The 21,031-nt window shown below is 72.1% G+C and carries 18 protein-coding genes; 8 read left to right on the top strand and 10 right to left on the bottom strand.

Translation table 11 applies throughout. The annotated features are described in order from the left end of the window. The first annotated feature begins 40 nt into the window (after nt 1-40). From ACIQOE_RS02530 to ACIQOE_RS02515, 4 genes are all read left to right on the top strand, one after another. Complete coding sequence (locus tag ACIQOE_RS02530) at nt 41-676, top strand: TetR/AcrR family transcriptional regulator (protein ID WP_365569761.1); 636 nt, start codon at nt 41-43, stop codon at nt 674-676. A gap of 200 nt (nt 677-876) precedes the next feature. Then, nucleotides 877-1,929 carry an endonuclease/exonuclease/phosphatase family protein gene (locus tag ACIQOE_RS02525; protein ID WP_365561841.1) on the top strand — a complete coding sequence of 351 codons (1,053 nt, stop codon included), beginning with the start codon at nt 877-879 and terminating at the stop codon, nt 1,927-1,929. Nucleotides 1,930-2,077: 148 nt separating this feature from the next. Then, nucleotides 2,078-3,301, top strand: coding sequence for an MFS transporter (locus tag ACIQOE_RS02520; protein WP_401409119.1), 1,224 nt, complete (start codon nt 2,078-2,080; stop codon nt 3,299-3,301). A 145-nt stretch (nt 3,302-3,446) separates the two neighbouring features. Next, the gene (locus ACIQOE_RS02515; RefSeq protein ID WP_351325686.1) at nt 3,447-4,061 is read left to right on the top strand and encodes a Uma2 family endonuclease; all 615 of its coding nucleotides are present in this window, start codon (nt 3,447-3,449) and stop codon (nt 4,059-4,061) included. A 96-nt stretch (nt 4,062-4,157) separates the two neighbouring features. Here the strand turns inward: ACIQOE_RS02515 and ACIQOE_RS02510 are convergent, their stop codons facing one another. The 3 genes from ACIQOE_RS02510 to ACIQOE_RS02500 all read right to left on the bottom strand — a co-directional run bounded on the left by ACIQOE_RS02510 (nt 4,158) and on the right by ACIQOE_RS02500 (nt 7,687). Next, complete coding sequence (locus ACIQOE_RS02510; RefSeq protein WP_365561897.1) at nt 4,158-6,077, bottom strand: S53 family peptidase; 1,920 nt, start codon at nt 6,075-6,077, stop codon at nt 4,158-4,160. A 324-nt stretch (nt 6,078-6,401) separates the two neighbouring features. Beyond that, the gene (locus tag ACIQOE_RS02505) at nt 6,402-7,025 is read right to left on the bottom strand and encodes a DUF305 domain-containing protein (RefSeq protein WP_362639498.1); all 624 of its coding nucleotides are present in this window, start codon (nt 7,023-7,025) and stop codon (nt 6,402-6,404) included. Beyond that, nucleotides 7,025-7,687 carry a DUF3105 domain-containing protein gene (locus ACIQOE_RS02500; RefSeq protein WP_351325690.1) on the bottom strand — a complete coding sequence of 221 codons (663 nt, stop codon included), beginning with the start codon at nt 7,685-7,687 and terminating at the stop codon, nt 7,025-7,027. The genes ACIQOE_RS02505 and ACIQOE_RS02500 overlap by 1 nt, the downstream gene beginning before the upstream one ends. A 168-nt stretch (nt 7,688-7,855) precedes the next feature. Here ACIQOE_RS02500 and ACIQOE_RS02495 point away from each other — a divergent pair, with 168 nt between their 5' ends. Next, nucleotides 7,856-8,299 (top strand): Rrf2 family transcriptional regulator, encoded by a 444-nt coding sequence (locus ACIQOE_RS02495; RefSeq protein WP_362639495.1) that lies wholly within the window; start codon nt 7,856-7,858, stop codon nt 8,297-8,299. An 11-nt stretch (nt 8,300-8,310) separates the two neighbouring features. Here ACIQOE_RS02495 and ACIQOE_RS02490 read toward each other — a convergent pair whose 3' ends face one another. Beyond that, nucleotides 8,311-9,504 (bottom strand): globin domain-containing protein, encoded by a 1,194-nt coding sequence (locus tag ACIQOE_RS02490; protein WP_365569770.1) that lies wholly within the window; start codon nt 9,502-9,504, stop codon nt 8,311-8,313. A 309-nt stretch (nt 9,505-9,813) separates the two neighbouring features. On the opposite strand from ACIQOE_RS02490, the gene ACIQOE_RS02485 reads away from it, so the two are divergent. Beyond that, nucleotides 9,814-11,175, top strand: a complete 1,362-nt coding sequence (locus ACIQOE_RS02485) for a glutamine synthetase family protein (protein WP_363017542.1) — start codon at nt 9,814-9,816, stop codon at nt 11,173-11,175. A gap of 86 nt (nt 11,176-11,261) precedes the next feature. Here the strand turns inward: ACIQOE_RS02485 and ACIQOE_RS02480 are convergent, their stop codons facing one another. The 5 genes from ACIQOE_RS02480 to ACIQOE_RS02460 all read right to left on the bottom strand — a co-directional run bounded on the left by ACIQOE_RS02480 (nt 11,262) and on the right by ACIQOE_RS02460 (nt 15,481). After that, the gene (locus ACIQOE_RS02480; protein WP_362639492.1) at nt 11,262-11,450 is read right to left on the bottom strand and encodes a hypothetical protein; all 189 of its coding nucleotides are present in this window, start codon (nt 11,448-11,450) and stop codon (nt 11,262-11,264) included. A 115-nt stretch (nt 11,451-11,565) separates the two neighbouring features. Continuing rightward, entirely contained in the window at nt 11,566-12,585 is a 1,020-nt protein-coding gene (locus ACIQOE_RS02475) for a TolB family protein (protein WP_401409112.1), read from the bottom strand. Continuing rightward, a complete protein-coding gene (locus tag ACIQOE_RS02470; protein ID WP_401409109.1) occupies nt 12,582-13,850 on the bottom strand; it encodes an MFS transporter in 1,269 nt (422 codons plus the stop codon). Before ACIQOE_RS02470 ends, ACIQOE_RS02475 begins: the two co-directional genes overlap by 4 nt. 1 nt (nt 13,851) lies before the next feature. Further along, entirely contained in the window at nt 13,852-14,751 is a 900-nt protein-coding gene (locus ACIQOE_RS02465; protein ID WP_351325701.1) for an alkaline phosphatase family protein, read from the bottom strand. Between the two features lie 220 nt (nt 14,752-14,971). Further along, a complete protein-coding gene (locus tag ACIQOE_RS02460) occupies nt 14,972-15,481 on the bottom strand; it encodes a pyridoxamine 5'-phosphate oxidase family protein (protein WP_351325703.1) in 510 nt (169 codons plus the stop codon). Nucleotides 15,482-15,627: 146 nt separating this feature from the next. Here ACIQOE_RS02460 and ACIQOE_RS02455 point away from each other — a divergent pair, with 146 nt between their 5' ends. Next, complete coding sequence (locus tag ACIQOE_RS02455) at nt 15,628-18,657, top strand: bifunctional [glutamine synthetase] adenylyltransferase/[glutamine synthetase]-adenylyl-L-tyrosine phosphorylase (RefSeq protein WP_351325705.1); 3,030 nt, start codon at nt 15,628-15,630, stop codon at nt 18,655-18,657. Nucleotides 18,658-18,718: 61 nt separating this feature from the next. On the opposite strand, the gene ACIQOE_RS02450 is transcribed toward ACIQOE_RS02455, so the two are convergent. Further along, nucleotides 18,719-19,327, bottom strand: a complete 609-nt coding sequence (locus tag ACIQOE_RS02450) for a TetR/AcrR family transcriptional regulator C-terminal domain-containing protein (protein WP_351325707.1) — start codon at nt 19,325-19,327, stop codon at nt 18,719-18,721. A gap of 179 nt (nt 19,328-19,506) precedes the next feature. Between ACIQOE_RS02450 and ACIQOE_RS02445 the strand changes: the two genes are divergently transcribed. Then, nucleotides 19,507-21,021, top strand: a complete 1,515-nt coding sequence (locus tag ACIQOE_RS02445) for an APC family permease (protein WP_401409103.1) — start codon at nt 19,507-19,509, stop codon at nt 21,019-21,021. The last annotated feature ends 10 nt before the right edge of the window (nt 21,022-21,031 follow it).

The following is a 21,031-nucleotide window of genomic DNA, read 5'->3' as shown; positions in this document are numbered from 1 at the left end:
GCGGGAGAATTTCCCGCAGCCAGTGAGAGGACGGTATGACGTGAGGCTTGCCGACAGTCGGCCGCGGTCCGTGGGTCCCGCCCGGGGGCGTCCCCGCAGCGAGGCGGTGGAGAGCGCCATCCTGGAAGGGGTGATGAAGCTCCTGGAGGACGGTGTCCCGCTCGCGGAGCTGTCCATCGAGCGCATCGCCCGGACCGCCGGCGTCGGCAAGGCCACCATCTACCGCCGCTGGAACGGCAAGGAGGAGCTCTTCGTCGACGTCATGCGCGCCGCCGAGCCGCCGGATCCCGAACTCCCCGGCACCTCCATGCGCGACGACCTCGTCGTCCTGCTCGAATCACTGCGCCGCCGCGGGCTGATGAACCGTTCGTCGGCGATCCTGCACAACGTGTACGCCCAGATGAAGAGCAGCCCCCGCATCTGGAACGCCTATCACGTCAACGTCGTCAACCCGCGCCGCGAACTCGGCAAGGAAGTGCTGCGCCGCGGCCAGCGCAACGGCGAACTGCGCACCGACATCGACGTGGACGTGGCCAACGACATGTTCACCGGCCCGATGCTGCTGCGGGCCATCCTGCGCCCGGACGCCGACCTCCCCGAGGGCCTCGCCGAGGAGATCGTCGACGCGGTGCTGGCCGGCCTGCGGCCCGTCGGCCCGCCGGAACCCAAGCCGTAGCGGGCGCGGCCGTCCCCGGTGGAATGTGCACGTTTCGTCACAGTGCACCCCGACCGGCCGGTCACCGGAACCTCTTCGCCCGGTGTCTTCGTCCTCGTCTTCCGTACGGCCGTCATGTGACGGCGGGATCGGAGCCGATCATCCCCTAGGGTCGTATCCCGGGGGACGACGGTGTGCACGGCAGGTTGTGAGGCAGGCGTATGGCGCAGCAGGCGTACATGACGGAGACGGACAACGGCGGCTCGGGGCCCGAGCGCCGGGGAGACCGGTTCCGGCGCCTGGTGGACCGTCTGCTGGCGGGCTGGCGCGACGACCCGCGCATCTGGCGCCGGGGCCTCGTCCTCGCCGCCGTCGCGCTGCTGCTGGCCGGCGTGATGCTGATGCACTCCCGCATCCCCAACGCCATCGGCAACCTCGGCAGTCTGACAGAGACGTTCCTGCCGTGGCTCGGCCTGCTGATCCCGGTGCTGGTGCTGCTCGGCCTGGTGCGCAGGTCGGCCACCGCGCTCATCGCCGTCCTCCTCCCGGCGATCGTCTGGCTGAACATGTTCGGCGGGCTGCTCACCGACAAGTCGGGCACCGGCGGCGACTTCACGGTCGCCACGCACAACGTGAACGCCGAGAACCCCGATCCGACCGGCACCGCCGACCGGCTCGCCGCGTCCGGCGCCGGTGTGGTGGCCCTGGAGGAGCTGACCGCGTCGGCCGTCCCCGCCTACCAGAAGGCGCTGGCGTCGACGTACAAGTACCACGCGGTGGAAGGCACCGTGGGGCTGTGGAGCAAGTACCGGCTGACCGGCGTGAAGGCCGTCGACATCAAGCTCGGCTGGACGCGCGCGATGCGGGCCACGGTCGCCACGCCGGAAGGTTCCCTCGCGGTCTACGTCGCCCATCTCCCCTCGGTCCGGGTGAAGGTGAACGCCGGGTTCACCGCCCGGCAGCGGGACACGAGCGCGGACGCGCTGGGCGAGGCCATCGCCGACGAGAGCCTGCCGCGGGTGGTCCTGCTGGGCGACCTCAACGGCACGATGAACGACCGCTCCCTGAACGCCGTCACCTCGCAGATGCGCTCCACGCAGGGCGCGGCGGGCAGCGGGTTCGGGTTCAGCTGGCCGGCCGCGTTCCCGATGGCCCGCATCGACCAGATCATGGTGAAGGGCGTGGAGCCGGAGGGTTCCTGGACGCTGCCGAGGACGGGCAGCGACCACCTGCCGATCGAGGCCCGTGTGAACCTGGCCACATCGGATTCGTAGAATCCGCAGGTCAGACGAGTGATCTCGTCTTTGTAAGGACAATCGGACACTGGGCCGTAACCCGGTGGAATACTTGTCCTGGGATGCTTTGTTCCGTAACTGAACTTAGAACGTACGGAACCCCGCTCCCCGAAAGGCGACGCCCGTCATGCCCCTGGCCCTGCTCGCCCTGGCCGTCGGCGCCTTTGGTCTCGGCACCACCGAGTTCGTGATGATGGGCCTGCTGCCCGACGTCGCCGACGACCTGCGCATATCGATCCCCACCGCCGGGCACCTGGTCTCGGCGTACGCGCTGGGCGTCGTCATCGGTGCCCCGGTGCTCGCCGCCCTCACCGCGCGCCTGCCCCGGCGCACGGTCCTGATCTCCCTGATGGCCCTGTTCGTCGCGGGCAACGCGCTGTCCGCACTGGCCCCCGGCTACCACTGGCTGCTGGCCGCCCGCTTCCTCAGCGGCCTGCCGCACGGCGCCTTCTTCGGCGTCGGCGCGGTCGTCGCCACGAACCTGGTGGCACCGGAACGCAAGGCCCGCTCGGTCTCCCTGATGTTCATGGGCCTGACGGTCGCCAACATCGCGGGCGTCCCCGTCGCCACCCTCATGGGCCAGCACCTGGGCTGGCGGGCGACCTTCCTCGGCGTCAGCCTGATCGGCGTCGCCGCGATGGCCGCGGTCGCACTGCTCGTCCGCCGCGCCGACACCCCGGCCCCGGTCCTGGGCCTGCGCGGCGAACTGACCGCGCTGCGCTCCCTGCCGGTCTGGCTGGCCCTGGCCACCACGGTCGTCGGCTTCGGCGCGCTCTTCTCCGCGTACAGCTACATCACGCCGATGCTGACGGACTCCGCCGGGTACGCCGACTCCGACGTGACGCTGCTGCTGGCCCTCTTCGGCGTCGGCGCCACCGCCGGCAACCTGATCGGCGGCCGCCTCGCCGACCACGCCATGCGCGGCACGCTCTTCGGCGGCCTCGTCTCCATGGTCGCGGTGCTGCTCCTGTTCCCCGTCCTCATGCACACGCAGTGGAGCGCGGCCCTCGCGGTGACCCTGCTCGGCGTGGCCGCCTTCGTCACCGGCTCGCCCCTCCAGCTGATGGTCATGGAACGGGCCTTGGCCGGCCCGTCCCTCGCCTCCTCCGCCAACCAGGCCGCCTTCAACCTCGCGAACGCGGGCGGCGCCTGGATCGGCGGCGTGGCGCTGGCCGCCGGGTTCGGCGCGACGTCCCCGGCGCTGGCGGGCGCGGCCCTCGCGGTCCTGGGCCTCGGCGTGGCGAGCGTGGCCCTCGCGGTCGACCGCCGCCGGGCGGTGCCTTCGGCCGTTCAGGAACGCGTCGTCGCCTCGCACGTCCCCGACCCCACGGGACTGGTGCGCTCCTCCTGACCTGCGGCGCCCCGGCCGGCCTCCGGCCCGTGACGTCAAGGAGCGCGGGCAGGATCCACCTTCGGGTGAAGCGATGCGGACGGGACGCGGACGACCCGGTCTGCCTACGATGATGCTCTCGACACCAGCCCCCGGGAGGCACGCGATGTCCGCCGCAGCCATCGAGCAGCCCTTCGACGACGAGCCGTTCTCGCTCACGGCCATCGCCGACGAGATCATGGACCGGCATCCGGGCTACCGCGTCGAGATCATCGGAGGCCACCTCCTCGTGACCCCATCACCGGACGCCCCTCACGCCCGTGCCCTGACCGGCCTGATGATTCCCTTCATCGCCGCGGGTCTGCACGGAGAGGAAACCGAGGTCCTGCAGAACGTCGGCCTCTGGCTGCCCACCGGAGCCGAGGACTACGCCATCCCCGACCTCGCGATCGTGGACGCCGACATCGACGATCACTTCGTCGAGAACAACGCCTACGACCCGGTCTGCTTCCGACTCGTCCTGGAGGTCACCTCCAGCAACTGGAAGGACGACCTCAAGACCAAGGCCGTCGCCTACGCCCAGGCCAAGGTTCCGGTCTATGTCGTCGTCGACCGCAAGCACCGGCGCGTCCACGTGCTCACCGAGCCCGACGGGGAGCAGTACGAGCACCACCGCCCGTACTCGCCCGGCGAGACCGTCACGCTGCCCGGGTCGATCGGCGCGGAGGTCACCCTCGACGTCGAGGGGATCCTCAAGGCCGCGTCGAGGAAGGCCGACTGAGCGCCGCCCCTCGCCCCCCCCCGCGGCACGGCAGAAGGGCGCGAGGCCGGTGAAGACCTCACGCCCTTGTGCTCAGTGGCTCACCGCGTCAGCGGATCAGTGCTTGCGGTGCGCCTGCGCCTTGTACGACGAGACGTAGCCGTCCGCGGGCGAGCCCACGCCGGTCACGTCGTCGTAGCCCTTCACCGCGGACAGCGAGCTGTCCTTGCCGAGGCTGCGGACCGAGGTCAGCAGGCCGGCGGTGGCGTCGAAGCCGTTGGCGAAGTCGATGCGGGCGACCGCGAGGCCCTTGCCGGTCGGGTTGTCGGTGACGTCGTGGAAGACGCCCTTCTTCCCGAACTTGGAGTAGATCGACGGGTTGGCGAAGCCGAGGGCCTTGCCGCCCGCCGCCTCCTGCGCGAGCGCCTGGACCGCCGCGATGGTGGGCGCCGCCAGCGAGGTGCCGCCGATGCGGTACTCGCTGTACTGCTGCGACCCGTCGCCGAAGGTCTGGGTCTGGCCGACCAGGAACCCGGTGTTGGGGTCGGCGATCGCGGAGATGTCCGGGACCACGCGGTTGCCGGTGGCGCTGTTGGCCGTCGCCAGGGAGTTGGGGACGACGCCCTTCTGGTAGAAGGGCTCGGCGACCGTCTTGCTGGTGCCGCCGCCCGCGCCCGAGGTGAAGGCGCCCGGGAAGGAGGTCCAGCTCTTGCCGTCCGCCGACAGGGTGGCCTTCTCGGTGCCCCAGCCGGTCTCCCACTGGTACTTGTCGCCCTTGCCGACGGCCAGCGAGGTGCCGCCGACCGCGGTCACCCACGCCGAGTTGGCCGGGGTGTCGACCTGCTTCGTCCCGGTGTTGGCGACCTCGTCGCCGTTGTCGCCGGAGGAGAAGTAGAAGCCGATGCCCTGCACCGCGCCCAGCTGGAAGACCTGGTCGTAGGCGGCCGCGAGGTCCGGGGTCTGGTTGGCCTCGACGTCGCCCCACGAGTTGGAGACGATGTCGGCGAGGTGGTTGTCGACCACCTTGCTGAGCGAGTCCAGCAGGTCGTCGTCGTAGCAGGAGGCGGCGCCCACGTAGGTGACGTCCGCGTCCGGCGCGACCGCGTGCACGGCCTCGACGTCGAGGGTCTCCTCGCCGTACCAGCCGGCCGCCGAGCACTCGTCGGTCCTGGTGTAGGCGTTCGGCAGCACCTGGTGCAGCTGGCTCGTCTTCCAGGCCGCGTCACCGTTGCGCTTGGCGTAGGTGCCGGCGTCGAAGGCGATGGTCGGCGAGGCGTACGCGTCGGTGATCGCGACGCGGACCTTCTTGCCGGTGTACTTGCCGGCGCCGTAGGCCGCCCGCAGCTGCTTGCCGGTGTAGCCCTTGATCGCGTAAGGGATCTTCGAGCCGTAGGCCGACGGCAGCGAGGTCGCGGTCTTCGAGCCGTAGTACGAGGAGAACGGCCCGGCGTTCTTGAACACGGCGTCCGGGGGCGGCAGCGTGTCGTCGTGGCTGGCCTTGTGCGGCGCGCTGTCCAGACCGGTGACGGTCAGGATGGCGCTGCTCACGGCGGCCGGCACCGACGCGGTCTTCTCCGGCGCGCGGTACGTCTTCGAGCCCTTGGCGTAGTTGTGCAGCTGGGTGCCGAACGCCTGCTCGACGGCGGAGACGTCGCCGGAGACGGCTATGTAGTGCTGGGTGACGTCGGTGACCTTCAGGCCGGACGCGGCCAGCCAGGACTTGACGGCCTTCACCTGGGCCGCGGTGGCGCCGTAGCGGGCCTGGGCCTGCTTGGCGCTGAGGTACTTGCCGTAGGACGGCGAGCTGGGGTCGGACACGGCCTTCGCGTAGGCCGCGAGGCCGCTGGCGTTCCGCCCGGCGAGGTAGACGCGCGCCTTGACCTGCGCGCTGTCGGAGGTGGCGCCCTTGTCCGCCTTGGCCGTGGCCCAGGCGGGCTTGGTGCCCTTCAGGGCGTCACGGGCCGGGCTGTCCGCGGCGTGCGCCGCGGGTATGCCGAGTGCGAGCGCGCCGGCGATCATCGGCAGTGTCGCTGCCATGCTCACGCTGGCCCGCACCTTGGCACGGTTCGATCTCATACTGCCCCCTGCTATGCGGTTCGACGCATCGAGTGGTCGGTCAGGCGTGATCATCAGGAGGCCAGCGGCGGAACGGCCCATGAATGGATCACACGATCGGGGTCACTCTTGCGGTGAACTGTTCATGCCAGGGGAATGAAAAGGCCAAGGAAACCCCAAGTGGGCGTTGATCGGGGGCCTTTGGCCTGATTTCGGTGCCGTGCCAAATGTTGCGGGTGGATTGCGATCGCCGGATAACCCTTGCGTTACCGCTTAGTCGACAAATCGCCCACCCGGTACGGCAGTTCAGTCCCGGGGCCGCGCGCCCCGCTCCTTCAGCATCTGCGCCATCGCCGTCAGCTCCGACTGCTGCGCGTCCACCATGCCCTGGGCGAGGCTCTTCTCCACCCCGACGGTGCACTTGGCCACGCACCCCTCGGCCATGTGGATGCCGCCCTTGTGGTGGTCCGTCATCAGCTGCAGGTAGAAGACCTCCGCCTGCCTGCCGTTCAGGGTCCCCAGCTTCTTCAGCTCGGTGTTGGTCGCCATGCCCGGCATCAGCGAACCGTCCTTGCCGGATGCCATGTCGCCCATGCCCATCCACGTCATCGGCGGATCCGCCGACACCTTCGGCAGACCCCACAGATCCAGCCAGCCCAGCAGCATGCCGCGCTGGTTGGCCTGCGTCTGCGCGATGTCGTAGGCGAGGCGCCGCACGTCGGCGTCCTTCGTGCGGTCGCGCACGATGTACGACATCTCCACGGCCTGCTGGTGATGGACCGCCATGTCCCGCGCGAACCCCGCGTCCGCCGAGTCGGCGCCCGGGACGGCGACGGAGCCGTCGCCGTCCTCGCCCGCGACCGCGTAGGTGATCGCCCCGGCCGCGACCAGCACCGCCACCGCGGAGCCGGTGATCAGCACCGTGCGCATCACTGGCCCTTGCCTCCCGTGCACGCGGCACCCGGCTCGGGCGTCTGCTTGCCCTGCACGAACTCCTCGAAGAACGTGCCCACGTTCGGGTCGTCGGCCCCGGTGACGGTCCGCTGGTGCGCCCACGCCGTCAGCATGATCGGGTCCTTCTGCTTGTCGTCCGGGCTCATCAGCGTGTACGGCGTCTGCTTCACCTTCGCCGCGAGCGCGTCGACGTCGGACTTCTTCGCCTTGCTGTTGTACGTCACCCAGACCGCGCCGTGCTCCAGCGAGTGCACGGCGTTCATGTCGTCCAGCGCCTCGGTGTAGACGTCGCCGTTGCAGTTCTGCCAGACCGGGTTGTGGTTGCCGCCCACCGGAGGCTCGGTCGGGTAGTGCACGGCCGTGGTCACGTGCGTGCGGCCCAGCGTGCCCTTCCAGGTGTTCACGCCGTCCTTGCCGGTCACGAAGTGCCCCGAGGTCTTCGCGTCGGCCGCCGCGGTGTCGTCACCGGACTGCTTCTTCACCAGCACCACACCGCCGACCACGAGCCCGGCGACGACCACCACGCTCGCGGCGATCACCAGGATCCGGCCTCGACGCTCGCGCGCACGCTCCGCGCGCCGCATCTCCTCTATGCGCGCCTTGCGTTCGGCGTTGCTGCTCTTCTTCGCGGAACCCATGGGGTGTGTCCTTCTGGGGGGTAAGAGGTGTGAGAAGCGGGCCCGCTGATCGTAATCGGCACAGGGGGCCGGTCGTAGGGAGGGCACAGGAAAGGCCGGGAAAGTCCTGCGATCCGACAGGAAACCGATAATTTGAACGACGGATGCGTATTACCTACCCTGGCCGGTATGAGGCTGCTGCGCTCCACCGACCTCGCCCTGCGGCTCCTGATGCGGCTCGCCGTCGCGGGCGAGTCCACTCCCACGACCCGCGAGGTCGCCGGGGACATGGACGTGCCGTACACGCACGCCGCCAAGGTGGTCGCCGAACTGCAGCACCTGGGACTGGTCGACGCGCGCCGCGGCCGGGGCGGCGGGCTCACGCTCACCGGCAAGGGCCGCACCGCCTCGGTGGGCGCGCTCGTGCGCACCTTCGAGGGCGAGGGCGACGTCGTCGACTGCGAGGGGGCCGCGCCCTGCCCCCTGCACACCGGCTGCCGGCTGCGCGGGGCGCTGCGCCGGGCCCAGGAGGCCTTCTTCGCGGCCCTGGACCCGGTGACCGTCGCGGACATCGTGCGGGACCCCACCGGGCCGCTGCTGCTCGGCATCGCGCGGCGCCCGCACGACGCCTGACGGGGTCCTGCTCAGCCCCGCGCGAGCCACAGGTCGGGGCCGAACACCTCGTAGTGGACGTCGGCCGGTGCCACGCCCCTGCCGATCAGCTGGGTGCGCACGGAACGCATGAAGGGCAGCGGCCCGCACAGGTACGCGCGCGTGCCCGGCCGTACGGCGATGTCCGCCCGGTCGAGGTCGACCCGGCCCATGCGGGCGTCCGGGGCCGCGTCGCGTTCGTAGAAGAAGTGCACGGACGCGTCCGGGAGCTTCGCCGCGAAGGCCGCGTGGTCGGCGCGCAGGGCGTGGTCGGCGGGGGAGCGGTCGCCGTGCACGACGGTGACCGGGGCGGCGTGGCCGTCGGCCGCCAGGGCGGCGAGCATCGCCACCATCGGCGTCACGCCGATGCCGGCGGAGGCGAGCAGCAGCGGCCGGTCCGCGGCGGCGCCCAGCACCAGGTCGCCGTACGGCTCCGAGAGGTCCAGGACGTCGCCCTCGCGCACGTGCGCGTGCAGGTGGCGGGAGACCTCGCCGTCGGGCGCGGTGCCCTCGCCCCGCACCCGCTTGACGCTGAACTGGCGGACCGGCCCGTCCGGCGCCCCGGACAGGCTGTACTGGCGTATCTGGCGGGCGCCGTCGGGGAGCGTGACGCCCACCGAGACGTACTGCCCGGCGCGAAAGCCGCGGACCTCGCCGCCGTCGGCCGGGCGCACGCGGAATGTGACGACGTCCGCGGTCTCCGGGACCCGTCCGACCACCTCCCAGGGCCGGAACCCGGTGCTGCCGCTCTCCTCGTACAGCCGCTTCTCGATCGCGGCGAGCGCGTTCGCCATCAGCCAGTAGACCTCGTCCCAGGCGGCCGCGACCTCGGGCGTGACGGCGTCGCCGAGGACTTCGGCGAGGCCGGCGAACAGGTGCTCGTGGACCACCGCGTACTGCTCGGGCGCCACGCCGAGGGAGGCGTGCTTGTGGGCGATGCGGCCGAGCAGGGCGTCGGGCCGCTGCCCGGGGTGGTCCAGCAGGTGCGTGGCGAACGCGGCGACGGAGCCGGCCAGGGCCTGGCTCTGGGTGCCGGCGGCCTGGTTGCCGCGGTTGAAGAGGTCGCGCAGCAGGCCGGGGTGGGCGGCGAACAGGCGGGCGTAGAAGCGTTCGGAGATCTCGCCGATGGCCGCGCCCACGGCGGGCAGGGTGGCGCGGACGGTGGCTGCGGACTGGTCGGACAGCATCGGGGCTCCTCGTGTCTCGGCTCGGCATCCCGCACGCTAGTAAAAGTTGCATCTCAGATTCAAATTAAAGTGCCGTGGTGTCCGTCACCCGCGAACCGGATCGGCCATTACGGATGTCGGTGCGAACAGGCAAGATGGGCGCGAGGGCGGTACACCCGCCGTACGGGAGCCGTTCAGGCCGAGGACGCTGGGGCGATCATGGTCCGCAACGCGCATGAAATGCTGTTGTGGTGTGATGCTCAGGTGCCCGACCGCCTCCTGTGGGACCGGGAACAGGCGGCCTGACCAGCAAGGATGGGGAAGCTGAAGATGGACAAGCAGCAGGAGTTCGTGCTCCGGACCTTGGAGGAGCGGGACATCCGGTTCGTACGCCTGTGGTTCACGGACGTGCTGGGCTTCCTCAAGTCCGTGGCCGTGGCCCCGGCCGAGCTGGAACAGGCCTTCGACGAGGGCATCGGCTTCGACGGCTCCGCGATCGAGGGCTTCGCCCGGGTCTACGAGTCCGACATGATCGCCAAGCCCGACCCGTCCACCTTCCAGGTCCTGCCGTGGCGCGCCGAGACCCCCGGTACCGCCCGCATGTTCTGCGACATCCTGATGCCGGACGGCTCGCCGTCCTTCGCGGACCCGCGCTACGTCCTCAAGCGGGCCCTGGCCCGCACCTCCGACCTCGGCTTCACCTTCTACACCCACCCCGAGATCGAGTTCTTCCTCCTCAAGGACCGCCCGCTGGACGGCACCCGCCCGGTCCCGGCCGACAACTCGGGCTACTTCGACCACACCCCCACCAACGTCGGCATGGACTTCCGCCGCCAGGCGATCACCATGCTGGAGTCGATGGGCATCTCGGTGGAGTTCTCGCACCACGAGGGCGCGCCCGGCCAGCAGGAGATCGACCTCCGGTACGCCGACGCGCTCTCCACGGCGGACAACATCATGACGTTCCGCCTGGTCATGAAGCAGGTGGCGCTGGAGCAGGGCGTGCACGCGACCTTCATGCCGAAGCCGTTCTCCGAGCACCCCGGCTCGGGCATGCACACCCACCTGTCCCTCTTCGAGGGCGACCGGAACGCGTTCTACGAGTCGGGCGCGGAGTTCCAGCTCTCCAAGGTCGGCCGCTCCTTCATCGCGGGCCTGCTGAAGCACGCCGCGGAGATCTCGGCGGTCACCAACCAGTGGGTGAACTCCTACAAGCGCATCTGGGGCGGCTCCGAGCGCACCGCGGGCGCCGGCGGCGAGGCCCCCTCGTACATCTGCTGGGGCCACAACAACCGCAGCGCGCTGGTCCGGGTCCCGATGTACAAGCCCGGCAAGACCGGCTCGGCGCGGGTCGAGGTCCGCTCCATCGACTCCGGCGCCAACCCGTACCTGGCCTACGCCCTGCTGCTGGCGGCCGGCCTCAAGGGCATCGAGGAGGGCTACGAGCTCCCGCCGGGCGCCGAGGACGACGTCTGGGCCCTCTCCGACGCCGAGCGCCGCGCGATGGGCATCGAGCCCCTCCCGCAGAACCTCGGCGAGGCCCTGACCCTGATGGAACGCAGCGACCTGGTCGCCGAGACCCTCGGCGAACACGTCTTCGACTTCTTCCTGCGCAACAAGCGCGCCGAATGGCACGAGTACCGCAGCGAGGTCACCGCCTTCGAGCTGCGGAAGAATCTGCCGGTGCTGTAGAGGCGTGGGGCGGGGCGGAGCCCGGTCTTTTCCGGCACGGGTGCGCCCCGCAGCGCGTGGCTCGGCTGCGGGGCGCTCGGTGGGGGTCAGTCCACCATCTGTCCGTCGTACGAACCGCCCTTGCAGGTGTTGTTCGCCCAGTTGACGGTTCCGCCGCCCTGTTCGCACTCACCCGGGGTGAGGCTGGCTGCGGAGGCGGTGGGGGCGGCTGAGAGGCCGAGTCCGGCGAGAGCTGCCGCGGCGACGGCGGCGGCGATGATTCGTCGAATGCGCATGTGGTTCGCCTTTCACGGGTTGCCTCGGTCGGGACACCCATCAGCTTGGGGTTCGGCCATACGGGCGACACGTCATGCTGGGCCGTTCGGGTGACATCGCCGACGAGGGGCCAGGTCAGGGCACGTACGCCGGTGATACCGCCGACGTGGTCAGACGCCGTGCCGTGCCGGTGCCGTCCGCCGGGACCTCGTACAGGTCCGCCCCGTAGTCGCCCGGCAGGGCGTAGACGAGCGTGCGGTCGTCCTTCCACACCGCCTGGTCGTCGACGCTGCGGGACTCGGCCAGCGGGGTTTCCCGCATCGTCCTGAGGTCCAGCACGTACAGGTGCCAGGGGGCGTCCTTCGGGAGGCCCTTGACGCGCTTCTTGTAGGCGACGCGGGTGCCGTCCGGGGAGAGGGAGGGGCACTCGACGTTCGGGTGCAGGGTGGTGACCGTGCGGGCGCGCAGGTCGCCGCGGACCAGGTACGTCGAGCCCTTGGTCGCCAGCGTGGCGTAGAAGGTGCGGTCGTCGGACGCGAACGTCACGCCCCAGAAGTTGACGTCCGCCGCGTGGTAGGCGCGGCCGTCCTTCAGGACGCGGAACGCCTCCAGGGAGGGGATCAGCGTCCCCGTGCGGGTGTCGGCGATCGCCGTGCGCGTGGAGAAGTCCGTGCCCGCGTAACTGTCACCGCCCACGAACGCCGTCCAGGACGCGTACCGGCCGGTGGGGGAGACCCGGGCGCGGGACGGGATGCCCGGGACGTCGTAGTGGGCGGTGGCGTGCAGCGTCGCGTCCAGGACCAGGGCGCGGTAGGTGTCCGAGACCGGGCCGTGCACGGCCTGGAGGCAGACGCCGGTGCCCGCGGCGGCGTAGAACCGCAGGCACTTGACGCCGGACGCGGTGCGCGGGGCGGACGGGTCGGAGGCCGGGACCGTGGTCAGCTCGTCGCGGTGCGGACCCCACGCCATGTTGCGGAAGACCATGCGGTGGCGGGCGGTCAGGGTGACCGTGCCCGCGGTGACCTCGGGGCCGCCCGCCTGGACCTGGTCGCGGCGCCCGGCCCGTGCCGAGGCGTGCAGGACGGCGGTCAGGGCGACGGCCGTCAGGACCGCCAGCGCCGACAGGAGGATCAGGACACGGGAGCGCAGGGTCATACGGCCGCCTTCCGGAAGGGACGCAGGGACACGGCGTAGGCGGCGCACGCGGCGAGCGCGGCCGTGGTCAGCAGCAGCGCCGTACGGTCGCCCCACAGCGTCCAGGCCGCGCCGAACGCCAGCGAGCAGGCGAAACGCGCTCCCGCCTGGCCCGTCTGGACCAGCGCCAGGCCCGACGAGCGCAGCGCCTCGGGCACGCTGTCCGAGGCGGCCGCCATCAGCACCCCGTCGGTGGCCGCGTAGAACGTGCCGTGCAGGGCGAGGATCGCGTACGGCAGGGCCGGGCCGTGCCAGGACGTCAGCAGCAGGGCGTACGCCAGCAGCAGGGCTCCGTGGCCGGCCAGGAAGACGCGCCAGCGGCCCCAGCGGTCCGCGAGGCGGCCGAGGGGCACGGCCAGCAGGAGGAACGCGGCGGCCGTCCCGAGCGGGAGGAGGGCGAACCAGCGGTCCGGGACGCCGAGCCGGCGTTGCAGCAGCAGGTAGACGAAGGAGTCGCTGACCGTCGCGAGGCCGAGGAGCAGCGCGCACACGGTGAGCCGGCGCAGGTCCCGGTGGGCGAGCAGGGCGAGCGCCGCGCGCAGGGTGGGACGGACGGCCGGGGCAGCCGCCTCGCCACGGCCTCCCGGCACGAACAGCACCAGCACCAGGACCCCGGTCACCGCCACGCAGAAGCTCACCGTGAACACCGCGTCGTAGCCGTCCACCGTCGCCCGCAGGATCAGGAACGCGGCGAGCGGGCCGAGCAGCGCGCCCGCCGTGTCCATCGCCCGGTGCACGCCGAAGGCGCGGCCGCGGGTCTCCGGGGTGCTGGAGAGCGAGATGAGGGCGTCGCGCGGTGCCGTGCGCAGGCCCTTGCCGGTGCGGTCCGCGGCCAGCACCAGGCCGATGGGGGTGAGGGTGTGGGCGACCAGCAGCAGGGGCTTGCACAGCGCGGAGAGCGCGTAGCCCGCGCCCGCCACCCACTTGTGCCGGCCGCCGCCGCGGTCGGCGAGATGGCCGCCGACCAGGCGGACGACCGCCGAGAAGCCGTTGTAGACGCCGTCCAGGAGGCCGAAGCCCAGCGGGGACAGGCCAAGCCCCGCCACCAGGTACAGCGGCAGGACCGCCGTCACCATCTCCGAGGACACGTCCGTGATCAGGCTGACCGTGCCGAGGGCGAGGACGGTGGGGGCGACCGCGGTGCGGTACCGCCCGGCCGGTGCGGGCCGGGCGGTACCTTCCGCGGACGCCGCCGGGGTGCTCGCGCGGCTGTCCGCTACGTACACGTCAGGACGCCCAGATCCCGGTGATGTCGTCGGCCGAGGCCGCGTTGCCCGCGTGCGCGCTCAGGCCCTGGGTGTCCTCCAGGGTGCGCAGCAGGTCGTAGTGGTTGTAGGTGGTGGCGGAGGTGGCGCCCGCCTTGACCGGCTGGCCGTACAGGACCGTCGGGATGCGGTTGCCGGCCAGGCGGTTGTCCTCGTCCATGGTGACGACGAGGAGGCTGTTGTGGGTCTTGGCCCAGGTCGCGTACGCGCCGAGCTTGTTCTTCAGCCAGGTGTCGCCGGTGGACACCGAGCAGTCGTGCATGTCGCTGCACAGGTTGGGGGTGACGAAGGAGAGCTGGGGCAGGGTGGTGTAGTCGGTGGGGAACTGGGTGAACGTCTTGGCGGTCGACGTCGGGACGTTGCTGAAGCCGAACCACGGGTTGTGCTTGCGCGCGTAGTCGCCGCTGCTGCACGTGGTCGAGCCCTGGCTGGGCAGGGTCTCGTTGTAGCTGGCCCAGGTGCGGCCGGCCGCGAGCTGCTCGGAGGCGAGGTTCGCCGCCTTGGAGAAGCCCGCGGTGTAGCAGCCGTCGTCGGTGATGCCCTGGGTGGCGCCGGAGAACAGGGCGAAGTAGTTGGGCTGGCTCGGGTGGGTCTCGGCGTACATCTGGGTCAGGTTGGCGCCGCCGGCCGCCAGCGAGTTGATGTACGGGGCGCTGGACGAGCCGATGACCTGGCTGTACGCGTGGTTCTCGAAGACCACGACGATCACGTGGTCCGGGGCCGGTACGGCGCTCGCGGCGTGCGCGGACGTGCCGCCGAGCCCGGTCCACAGGCCGACCGCGGCCGCGGTGAGGGCGGTGGCGGAGGCCACCGCGGTACGGGCTCGGCGCAGCGTCGCCGAACGTGCGGAACTGCCGGACACATCAACCTCCGGTGCTGGGGAAGGGTGGGAGGGGATCGGTGGCGGTGCGGACAGAGCATGCACACGCCAACAATCGCCCGCCCCACCGCACCCGGCCGGACGGATGAAGACCGGGTGAACTGCTCCCGTCACGAACACCCCCGCGGCCGGGCGACGGCATCTCGCACCGCCGCGGCCGAGGACCGTGCGGCACGGTGTCCGCGGCGGAGCGCCCGCGCCTCTAGCCGCCCCACGTCCACGTCGTCTGGCTGAACGGCTCGCCCTTGCCGAAGCCGAGGACCTTGCGCGGCCGCACTGCGAAGACCAGGGCGCGGCCCGGCCCGTGGTGGAAGTGGCCGTCGGCCACCTCGTAGTGCCAGGACGGGCCGTACTTCGCCTCCCAGGCCGCCGCCAGCTCGCGCAGCCGGCCGTCGTCGGTGACCCGCACCGCCTCGCCCTCGACCGTCAGGTCGTACCCCCGGGTCCAGCTGTCGGTGCCGGTGGTCAGGACGACGTGCGGGTTCCCGGCGAGGTTGCGCGCCTTGCGCTCGCCGGGGCCGGTGCTGAAGTGCAGGGCGCCGCCCTGCCACACCGCGATCAGCGGGGTGACGTGCGGCCGCCCGTCCGGCCGTACCGTGGACAGCCAGAACAGCCCGGCGCCGGTGAGCAGCCGTTCCGCCTCCGCCCAGTCACGGGCCCGGGCGCCGGGGCTGCTGTAGCGGGCGTCCAGCACACCCTCGGGTTCGCGCATGATGCCTCCTTCGGTCCTGCTGCCGGTGCACACCCGGTGAGGACCACGATCGCGCCGCGAACTCATCGGCGCCCGTGACCGGGTCTGCGGTTAGGCTCTGGCGTGGACGACCTTGATCCGGTTCGCGATCCGATGGGAGGCCGCGGATGACGCCGGGGCGCAGGAGCAGTACCTTCACGCGACTGCTGCGGCACGGCTTCACCGATGCCTCGGCCGCCGAGCAGTTGCTCGACGGCCCCGAACTGGCGGCCGTGCGCGACGATCCGGTGCTCCTGGAGGCACTCGGTGCCACCGCCGACCCGGATCTCGCCCTCGACGGGCTGGTACGGCTGCTGGAGGCCCAGCCCGGCCCCACCGCCCACCGTGAACTGCTCGACACCCTGATAGCGGCCAAGCCGCTGCGGGACCGTCTGCTGGGCGTCCTCGGCGCCTCCGCCGCGCTCGCCGACCACCTGGCCCGGCACCCGCGGGACTGGGAGGCGCTGGTCACCTACGAGCCCCGCGACCTGCACCCCGGCGTCCCGGAGTTCGAACGCGGCCTGGCGGAGGCCGGCGACCCGGTCGGCCTGCGGGTCGCCTACCGGCGCTGCCTGCTGTCCATCGCCGCCCGGGACGTGTGCGGCACCATCGACGTCGCCCAGACCGCCGCCGAGCTGGCCGACCTCGCCACCGCCACCCTGCGCGCCGCCCTCGCCCTCGCCGAGCGGGCCGCGCCCGAGGACGCCGCCGCCTGCCGGCTCGCGGTGATCGCCATGGGCAAGTGCGGCGGCCACGAACTGAACTACGTCTCCGACGTCGACGTCATCTTCGTCGCGGAGGCCGCCGAGGCCGCGGCGGGCGACGACGAGGCCAAGGCCCTGCGCTCGGCCACCAGGCTCGCCTCGCACATGATGCGGATCTGCTCCGAGACCACGGTGGAGGGCTCGATCTGGCCGGTCGACGCCAATCTCCGGCCCGAGGGCCGCAACGGTCCCCTGGTGCGCACCCTGAGCAGCCACCTCGCCTACTACCAGCGGTGGGCCAAGACCTGGGAGTTCCAGGCCCTGCTCAAGGCCCGCCCGGTCGCCGGCGACCCCGGCCTGGGCCAGGAGTACCTCGACGCCCTCGAACCGATGGTCTGGAAGGCAGCCGAGCGCGACAACTTCGTCGCCGACGTGCAGCAGATGCGCCGCCGGGTGGTGGAGAACATCCCCGTCTCCGAGGTCGACCGCGAGCTGAAGCTCGGCCCCGGCGGACTGCGCGACGTCGAATTCGCCGTCCAGCTCCTCCAGCTGGTGCACGGGCGCGCCGACGCCACCGTCCGCTCCGGCACCACCCTGGTCGCCCTCCAGGCCCTCGCCGCGGGCGGCTACGTGGGCCGTGCCGACGCCACCCAGCTCGACGACGCCTACCGCTTCCTGCGCTCCATGGAGCACCGCATCCAGCTCTACCGGCTGCGCCGCACCCACCTGGTCCCCGAGGACCAGGCCGACCTGCGCCGCCTCGGCCGCTCCCTGGGCCTGCGCACCGATCCGGTGGCCGAGCTGACCCGCGAGTGGAAACGGCACACCGGTGTCGTACGGCGCCTGCACGAGAAGCTCTTCTACCGCCCGCTGCTCGACGCGGTCGCCCAACTCGGGCCGGGCGAGGCGAGACTGAGCCCGAAGGCGGCCCGGGAACGGCTGGAGGCGCTCGGCTACGCCGACCCCGCCGCCGCCCTGCGCCACCTGGAGGCCCTCGCCTCGGGCGTCACCCGCAAGGCCGCCATCCAGCGCACCCTGCTGCCCGTCCTGCTGGGCTGGTTCGCCGACTCCGCCGACCCGGACGCGGGCCTGCTGAACTTCCGCAAGGTCTCCGACGCCCTCGGCAAGACCCCGTGGTACCTGCGGCTGCTCAGGGACGAGGGCGCCGCCGCCGAGAACCTCGCGCGGGTCCTGTCGGCCGGCCGGCTCGCCCCCGACCTGCTGATGCGCGCGCCCGAGGCGGTCGCGCTGCTCGGCGACGGCGAGGGCGCGGCCCGGGAGGGCGGCGGACCCGGCGGCGGCCTCGAACCCCGCGGGCGCGCCCAGCTGGAGCGGGAGACCCTCGCCGCCGTCGGCCGCGCCGACAACGCCGCTGACGGCGTGCGGGCCGCGCGCGGCGTGCGCCGCCGCGAGCTGTTCCGCACGGCGGCCGCCGACATCGTCGACTCCTACGGCACCGAGACCAACCCCGCCGAGGCCGACCAGGGCGCCCTGGTGGACCGGGTCGGCGGCGCGGTCTCCGACCTCACGGCGGCCACCCTCGCCGGCACCCTGCGGGCGGTGGTCCGCGAGGGCTGGGGCGACACCCTGCCGACCCGGTTCACGATCATCGGGATGGGCCGGTTCGGCGGCCACGAGCTGGGCTACGGCTCCGACGCGGACGTGCTGTTCGTGCACGAGCCGCAGGACGGCGTGCCCGAGCGGGAGGCCGCCGACGCGGCCAACAAGGTGGTCTCCGAGATGCGGCGGCTGCTCCAGATCCCCAGCGCCGACCCGCCGTTGCTGATCGACGCCGATCTGCGGCCCGAGGGCAAGTCAGGGCCGCTGGTGCGCACCCTCAAGTCCTACGAGGCGTACTACCGCCGGTGGTCGCTGATCTGGGAGTCCCAGGCCCTGCTGCGGGCCGAACCGGTCGCCGGCGACGAGGAGCTGGGCCGCCGGTTCATCGAACTCGTCGACCCGCTGCGCTATCCGGCGGAGGGGCTCGGCGAGGACGCGGTCCGGGAGATCCGGCGGCTGAAGGCCCGCATGGAGTCCGAACGGCTGCCGCGCGGGACCGACCCCAAACTGCACACCAAGCTCGGGCCCGGCGGCCTGTCCGACGTGGAGTGGACCGTGCAACTGCTCCAGTTGCGGCACGGCTGGGCCGAACCGGGACTGCGCACCACCCGGACCCGTGAGGCGCTGGCCGCGGCGTGCGCGGCGGGGCTGCTGGGCGCCGAGGAGGCCGAGACCCTGGACGAGGCGTGGGTGCTGGCCACGCGGGTGCGCAACGCGGTGATGCTGGTGCGCGGGCGGGCCGGCGACACGTTTCCGCCCGAGATCCGGGAACTGGCCGCGGTCGGCCGGTACCTGGGGTACGGGGACGGGCACGCCGGGGACATGCTCGACGCGTACCGGCGGACGGCGCGGCGGGCCCGGGTGGTGGTGGACGAGCTCTTCTACGGGGCGTAGGCGCAGCGGCCGCAGGGGTGGCCGACGTCCCGTACGGCGCTGCCCGTACGGGGCGCTGCCCTCACGGGGCCGCCAGCATCGCCCGTGCGTGGTTCATCAGCCCGGCCAGGCCCACCTCGAAGGCCCGGTCCGCGCGGCGGCCGCCCACCGCCGCCAGGGCCTCGGCCAGGCGCGGGGTCGGGGTCCGCGCGGTCAGCTCCCACATCGTCTCCGGCGCCGCCAGGTCCAGCGCCGAGCCCAGCACCAGGTTCTCCAGGGCGATCAGCAGCGGCATGACCTCCGCGGCGGCGAAGCCCGCGTCCAGCAGCACCGTGACCGCGCGCTCGTACTGCTCCAGCACCCTGGGGGCCCGCACCGGCGAGGTCATCAGGAGCGGGATCGCCTTCGGGTGCGCGGCGAACGCGGCCCGGTAGGAACGGGCCCAGGCCTCCAGCGCGGTGTCCCAGGGCGCCAGGTCCAGGGTCGCGGGATCGATCACGGCCGCGACGCGCTCGCGCAGCAGTTCGACGATGCCGTCCCGGCCCTCCACGTGGTGGTACAGCGAGCCGGCCTGCGTGCCGAGCCGCCTCGCGATCTGGGGGACGGTGAAGTCGCCCTGCTCGTCCACGAGTTGCAGCGCCGTCGTGGTGATCCGCTCCCGGTCCAGGAGCGGGGTGCGCGGCCGTCCCATCAGTGTGTTCTCTCCCGTGGGTGTGAAAAGGGGGCTTCCCGGATGTCCAGGAGGAGGCTACATTGCCAAAACCGAAAGGCTTTAGATTTACGGGTCCGGGGCAGCGCCTGCCCCGGTAGCGCCGGTCACCCCGCACGCCCGGAACCCTCCCGTCCGCCGCGCTCGAAGGGCTCCCCGCCATGTCCGTCACCGCCCGCGAGGAGAGCACGCCACCCGACGTGGCCACGCTCCGCTCCGGCTCGCTCGGCACCGCCGACATCGCCTTCTTCGTCATCTCCGCCGCCGCCCCGCTCACCGTGATGGCCGGCGTCGCCCCGCTCGCCGTCCTGCTCGGCGGCATCGGCGCCCCGGCCGGCTACCTGATCGCCGGCATCACCCTCACGGTCTTCGCCGTCGGCTTCACCACCATGAGCCGCCACGTCAGGAGCGGCGGCGCGTTCTACGCGTACATCACCCGCGGCCTCGGCCGCCCCGTCGGCATCGGCGCCGCGCTGCTCGCGCTGATCGGCTACAACGGCATGGAGATCGGCGTCTACGGCCTGCTCGGCAGCGCCGGCCGGGACACCGCGAAGGCCCTCTTCGGCATCGACGTCCCGTGGCTGCCGATCGCCCTCGCCGGACTGCTCCTCATCGGCTACGGCGGCTACCGCTCCATCGAGTTCGGCGCCAAGCTGCTCGGCGTGCTGCTGGTCGCCGAGACCGGCATCCTGGTCCTGCTCGCGGGCGGCGTGCTGGTCAAGGGCGGCGCCCACGGGCTGTCCGGCGCCTCCTTCGCCCCGGACCACGTGTTCGTCTCCGGCACGGCCGTCGTCCTGGCCTTCGCCTTCGCCGCGTTCACCGGCTTCGAGTCGACCGTCATCTACCGCCGCGAGGCCCGCGACCCCGAGCGCACCGTGCCGCGCGCCACCTACGCGGCCGTCGCCTTCCTCGGCCTCTTCTACGCGCTCATGGTGTGGATCGTCATCCAGGCCTTCGGCGACCGGGAGGTCCTCGCGGCCGCGGCCGAGGACCCGGGCGGCCTCTTCTTCACCGCGATCACCACCTACGTCGGCGGCTGGGCGGCCGACCTGATGCACGTCTTCATCGTGACCAGCATCATCGCCTCGCTGCTCGCCTTCCACAACGCCATCAACCGCTACGTCCTCGCGCTCGCCGAGGAAGGCGTGCTGCCCCGAAGGCTCGGCACGATCCACCCGCGGCACCGCTCCCCGTACCTGGCCGGCGCCGCGCAGACCGTCGTCGGCCTGCTGGTCGTGCTCGGCTTCTGGGCGGCCGGCGCCGACCCGTACAACCAGCTGCTGCTGTGGGTCAACACCCCCGGAATGATCGGCCTGTTCGCGCTGCAGCTGCTCGCCGCGATCGCGGTGCCCTGCTACTTCCGCCGGGTCCGGCACGACGAGGGCACACTGCGCACCGTGGTGGCCCCGTCCGTCGCCGCCGTCCTGCTGGCCACCGCCATAGGGCTGGTCGTCACCCACATCGACGTGTTCACGGGTGCCTCCACCACCGTCAACACGGTCCTCATCGTCATCGCCCCCGCCGTCTTCGTCGCGGGCCTCGGCCTCGCCTGGTGGCTGCGCCGCCAACGTCCCTCCGTGTACGCGGACTTCGCCGCCGAGCCCGCCGAGCCCGCCGAGCCCGCCGAGCCCGCTCCTCCCGTCCGGCCCGCCGTGGCCGCCGAGCCGGCCGAATGACCCCCCACAG

Source organism: Streptomyces sp. NPDC091282 (genome assembly GCF_044757385.1).
GTDB lineage: Bacteria > Actinomycetota > Actinomycetes > Streptomycetales > Streptomycetaceae > Streptomyces > Streptomyces gramineus.
This window is presented reverse-complemented; position numbering and strand designations above follow the sequence as displayed.